Source organism: Aquitalea magnusonii, from assembly GCF_003202035.1.
Lineage (GTDB): Bacteria > Pseudomonadota > Gammaproteobacteria > Burkholderiales > Chromobacteriaceae > Aquitalea > Aquitalea magnusonii.
Map to the genome: position 1 here is coordinate 1 of NZ_QJKC01000040.1, position 5,391 is coordinate 5,391.

General features: G+C 52.4%; 2 tRNA genes and 3 rRNA genes. All 5 read right to left on the minus strand.

Annotated features, from left to right (window positions below):
* Positions 1–7 precede the first annotated feature (7 nt).
* Positions 8–122 (minus strand): 5S ribosomal RNA (rrf, locus tag DFR38_RS20680).
* A gap of 147 nt (positions 123–269) precedes the next feature.
* Positions 270–3,158, minus strand: a 23S ribosomal RNA gene (locus DFR38_RS20685).
* Positions 3,159–3,442: 284 nt separating this feature from the next.
* Positions 3,443–3,518 (minus strand) — tRNA-Ala (locus DFR38_RS20690).
* 4 nt (positions 3,519–3,522) lie between these two features.
* Positions 3,523–3,599, minus strand: a tRNA-Ile gene (locus tag DFR38_RS20695).
* A gap of 64 nt (positions 3,600–3,663) precedes the next feature.
* Positions 3,664–5,199 (minus strand): 16S ribosomal RNA (locus tag DFR38_RS20700).
* Together the 16S, 23S and 5S rRNA genes with 2 tRNA genes alongside form the textbook arrangement of a ribosomal RNA operon.
* Positions 5,200–5,391: the final 192 nt, after the last annotated feature.

The window sequence follows — 5,391 nt, forward strand, 5'->3', positions numbered from 1 at the left end:
AAGGGGAGTCTGGCGGTGTCCTACTTTCACATGGCGAATGCCACACTATCATCGGCGCTAAGGCGTTTCACGGTCCTGTTCGGGATGGGAAGGCGTGGGACCACCTCGCTATGGCCACCAGACATAAACTGTCAACAAACTTGAAGAAGCTTTGTACCCCAGACTCCGTCTGGAACACTGAATTAATTAGGTATCTTTATCTTGGATCTTTGATCGCGTCGCACATTCACTATCCATTCGGTCTCGGTCTCCCAAGCCACTCAAATGATAGGATCAAGCCTCACGAGCAATTAGTATCGGTTAGCTTAACGCCTCACAGCGCTTCCACACCCGACCTATCAACGTCCTGGTCTCGAACGACTCTTCAGGAGGGTCAAGCCCTCAGGGAAGTCTCATCTTCAGGCGAGTTTCCCGCTTAGATGCTTTCAGCGGTTATCTCTTCCGAACTTAGCTACCCGGCAATGCCACTGGCGTGACAACCGGTACACCAGAGGTTCGTCCACTCCGGTCCTCTCGTACTAGGAGCAGCCCCCGTCAAACTTCCAACGCCCACTGCAGATAGGGACCAAACTGTCTCACGACGTTTTGAACCCAGCTCACGTACCACTTTAAATGGCGAACAGCCATACCCTTGGGACCGGCTACAGCCCCAGGATGTGATGAGCCGACATCGAGGTGCCAAACACCGCCGTCGATGTGAACTCTTGGGCGGTATCAGCCTGTTATCCCCGGAGTACCTTTTATCCGTTGAGCGATGGCCCTTCCATTCAGAACCACCGGATCACTATGTCCTGCTTTCGCACCTGCTCGACTTGTCGGTCTCGCAGTTAAGCTACCTTTTGCCATTGCACTATCAGCACGATTTCCGACCGTACCTAGGTAACCTTCGAACTCCTCCGTTACACTTTGGGAGGAGACCGCCCCAGTCAAACTGCCTACCATGCACTGTCCCCGATCCGGATAACGGACCAAGGTTAGAACCTCAAAGGGGTCAGGGTGGTATTTCAAGGTCGGCTCCACCAGAACTAGCGTCCTGGCTTCAAAGCCTCCCACCTATCCTACACAAACCACTTCAAAGTCCAATGCAAAGCTACAGTAAAGGTTCACGGGGTCTTTCCGTCTAGCAGCGGGGAGATTGCATCTTCACAAACACTTCAACTTCGCTGAGTCTCAGGAGGAGACAGTGTGGCCATCGTTACGCCATTCGTGCGGGTCGGAACTTACCCGACAAGGAATTTCGCTACCTTAGGACCGTTATAGTTACGGCCGCCGTTTACTGGGGCTTCGATCAAGAGCTTGCACCCCATCACTTAACCTTCCAGCACCGGGCAGGCGTCACACCCTATACGTCCACTTTCGTGTTGGCAGAGTGCTGTGTTTTTGATAAACAGTCGCAGCCACCGATTCTCTGCGACCTGTCGTAGCTTCAACCGCAAGGGTCTACACCACAACAGGCATACCTTCTCCCGAAGTTACGGTATCAATTTGCCGAGTTCCTTCTCCTGAGTTCTCTCAAGCGCCTTAGAATTCTCATCCTGCCCACCTGTGTCGGTTTGCGGTACGGTTCTTGTGTAGCTGAAGCTTAGTGGCTTTTCCTGGAAGCGTGGTATCAGTCACTTCAGGTCCGTAGACCCTCGTTATCACTTCTCGGTGTTAATGAAAGGGCGGATTTGCCTACCCTGACCACCTACCAGCTTGAACGACCTATTCCAACAGGCCGCTGACCTAACCTTCTCCGTCCCCACATCGCACTACACAAAAGTACGGGAATTTTAACCCGTTTCCCATCGACTACGCTTTTCAGCCTCGCCTTAGGGGCCGACTCACCCTACGCCGATGAACGTTGCGTAGGAAACCTTGGGCTTTCGGCGAGCGGGCTTTTCACCCGCTTTATCGCTACTCATGTCAGCATTCGCACTTCTGATATCTCCAGCATCCCTTACGAGACACCTTCACAGACCTACAGAACGCTCCCCTACCATCTGCACTTACGTGCAAATCCGCAGCTTCGGTTATCAGTTTGAGCCCCGTTACATCTTCCGCGCAGGACGACTCGACCAGTGAGCTATTACGCTTTCTTTAAATGATGGCTGCTTCTAAGCCAACATCCTGGCTGTCTGGGCCTTCCCACTTCGTTTACCACTTAACTGATCATTTGGGACCTTAGCTGGCGGTCTGGGTTGTTTCCCTCTTGACGATGGACGTTAGCACCCACCGTCTGTCTCCCATGCTCGCACTTTCCGGTATTCAGAGTTTGCCATGGTTTGGTAAATCGCAATGACCCCCTAGCCATAACAGTGCTTTACCCCCGGAAGTGATACATGAGGCACTACCTAAATAGTTTTCGGGGAGAACCAGCTATCTCCGAGTTTGTTTAGCCTTTCACCCCTATCCACAGCTCATCCCCTAGTTTTGCAACACTAGTGGGTTCGGACCTCCAGTGCGTGTTACCGCACCTTCATCCTGGCCATGGATAGATCACTCGGTTTCGGGTCTACGCCCAGCAACTAAAGCGCCCTATTCGGACTCGGTTTCCCTACGCCTCCCCTATGCGGTTAAGCTTGCTACTGAACGTAAGTCGCTGACCCATTATACAAAAGGTACGCAGTCACCCCTTGCGAGGCTCCCACTGTTTGTATGCATCCGGTTTCAGGTTCTATTTCACTCCCCTCCCGGGGTTCTTTTCGCCTTTCCCTCACGGTACTGGTTCACTATCGGTCGATCACGAGTATTTAGCCTTGGAGGATGGTCCCCCCATCTTCAAACAGGATTTCGCGTGTCCCGCCCTACTTTTCGTATGCTCAGTACCAAGAATGAAATTTCGTGTACGGGGCTATCACCCACTACGGCGGCAGTTTCCAATGCCTTCCACTATCTCAATCTCTATCACATACAGGCTATTCCGCGTTCGCTCGCCACTACTGACGGAATCTCGGTTGATTTCTTTTCCTCGAGTTACTTAGATGTTTCAGTTCACTCGGTTCGCTTCCACGTACCTATGTATTCAGTACGGGATACCCTTGCGGGTGGGTTTCCCCATTCGGATATCGCGGGATCAAAGCTCTATTGCCAGCTCCCCCGCGCTTTTCGCAGGCTTACACGTCCTTCATCGCCTGTGATCGCCAAGGCATCCACCAGATGCACTTAGTCGCTTGACCCTATCATTTCAGTAACCTGGATTACCAATCCGACAGAATGTGTTTGTGCGACATGTCACACCGCCCCTTTTGATATGGCGACATGACATTAGATACAATCAAATTCCCAAGATGGCGATTTGTCCCACATGCAGAGTTAACTGCAGGTGATTCATCTCGCCGTCTAATTAATTCGGCTTCTTCAGTTTGTTAAAGATCGGGCGTTTGACCTGACGGTCAATTCAACGCAAACAAAAAGATACCCGGAAACAACGTTTCCAGATGCGTTTTTGTTTGAGTTGAGGTGGTGGAGGATGACGGGATCGAACCGACGACCCCCTGCTTGCAAAGCAGGTGCTCTCCCAACTGAGCTAATCCCCCAAACTGGTGGGTCTGGTAGGACTCGAACCTACGACCCCTGCGTTATCAACACAGTGCTCTAACCAGCTGAGCTACAAACCCAGTTACTACCCTTAAATCATGAATAACCGATAGGCTGTGAGTGCTTGACAATTGCCTTCTCTAGAAAGGAGGTGATCCAGCCGCAGGTTCCCCTACGGCTACCTTGTTACGACTTCACCCCAGTCATGAATCCCACCGTGGTAAGCGGCCTCCTTACGGTTAGCCTACCCACTTCTGGTGAAACTCACTCCCATGGTGTGACGGGCGGTGTGTACAAGACCCGGGAACGTATTCACCGCGGCATGCTGATCCGCGATTACTAGCGATTCCGACTTCACGCACTCGAGTTGCAGAGTGCGATCCGGACTACGATCGGTTTTATGAGATTGGCTCCACCTCGCGGCTTCGCGACCCTCTGTACCGACCATTGTATGACGTGTGAAGCCCTGGTCATAAGGGCCATGAGGACTTGACGTCATCCCCACCTTCCTCCGGTTTGTCACCGGCAGTCCCATTAGAGTGCTCAACTAAATGGTAGCAACTAATGGCAAGGGTTGCGCTCGTTGCGGGACTTAACCCAACATCTCACGACACGAGCTGACGACAGCCATGCAGCACCTGTGTTACAGCTCCCTTTCGGGCACCAATCCATCTCTGGAAAGTTCTGTACATGTCAAGACCAGGTAAGGTTTTTCGCGTTGCATCGAATTAATCCACATCATCCACCGCTTGTGCGGGTCCCCGTCAATTCCTTTGAGTTTTAACCTTGCGGCCGTACTCCCCAGGCGGTCAACTTCTCGCGTTAGCTACGCTACCAAGGATTCAAACCCCCAACAGCTAGTTGACATCGTTTAGGGCGTGGACTACCAGGGTATCTAATCCTGTTTGCTCCCCACGCTTTCGTGCATGAGCGTCAGTGTCATCCCAGGGGGCTGCCTTCGCCATCGGTATTCCTCCGCATCTCTACGCATTTCACTGCTACACGCGGAATTCTACCCCCCTCTGACGCACTCTAGCCGTGCAGTCTCCAATGCAGTTCCCAGGTTAAGCCCGGGGCTTTCACATCAGACTTACACAACCGCCTGCGCACGCTTTACGCCCAGTAATTCCGATTAACGCTTGCACCCTACGTATTACCGCGGCTGCTGGCACGTAGTTAGCCGGTGCTTATTCTTCAGGTACTGTCATCCCCCAGCGATATTAGCGCTAGGGATTTCCTCCCTGACAAAAGTCCTTTACAACCCGAAGGCCTTCTTCAGACACGCGGCATGGCTGGATCAGGCTTGCGCCCATTGTCCAAAATTCCCCACTGCTGCCTCCCGTAGGAGTCTGGGCCGTGTCTCAGTCCCAGTGTGGCGGATCATCCTCTCAGACCCGCTACTGATCGTCGCCTTGGTGAGCTCTTACCTCACCAACTAGCTAATCAGACGTCGGCCGCTCGAATAGCGCAAGGTCTTACGATCCCCTGCTTTCCTTCTCAAAGCGTATGCGGTATTAGCTATCCTTTCGGATAGTTATCCCCCACTACTCGGCACGTTCCGACGCATTACTCACCCGTTCGCCACTCGTCAGCGGAGCAAGCTCCCTGTTACCGTTCGACTTGCATGTGTAAAGCATGCCGCCAGCGTTCAATCTGAGCCAGGATCAAACTCTTCAGTTCAATCTCATAGCAAATTTTCTGGCACGCAAGATCAAAGAAAATAACAAGTATTTCTTGTCTTGCAGTGCAAGTATTTGGCTTTCGCCAAGCACTCACACCTATCGGTTATTCTGTTTTTTAAAGAGCGGTGCAGGTCGCTGCGTTTCGTTTCCGTCGCTGCGTTGTCTGCTGAGGAGGCGAACTATACCGCCC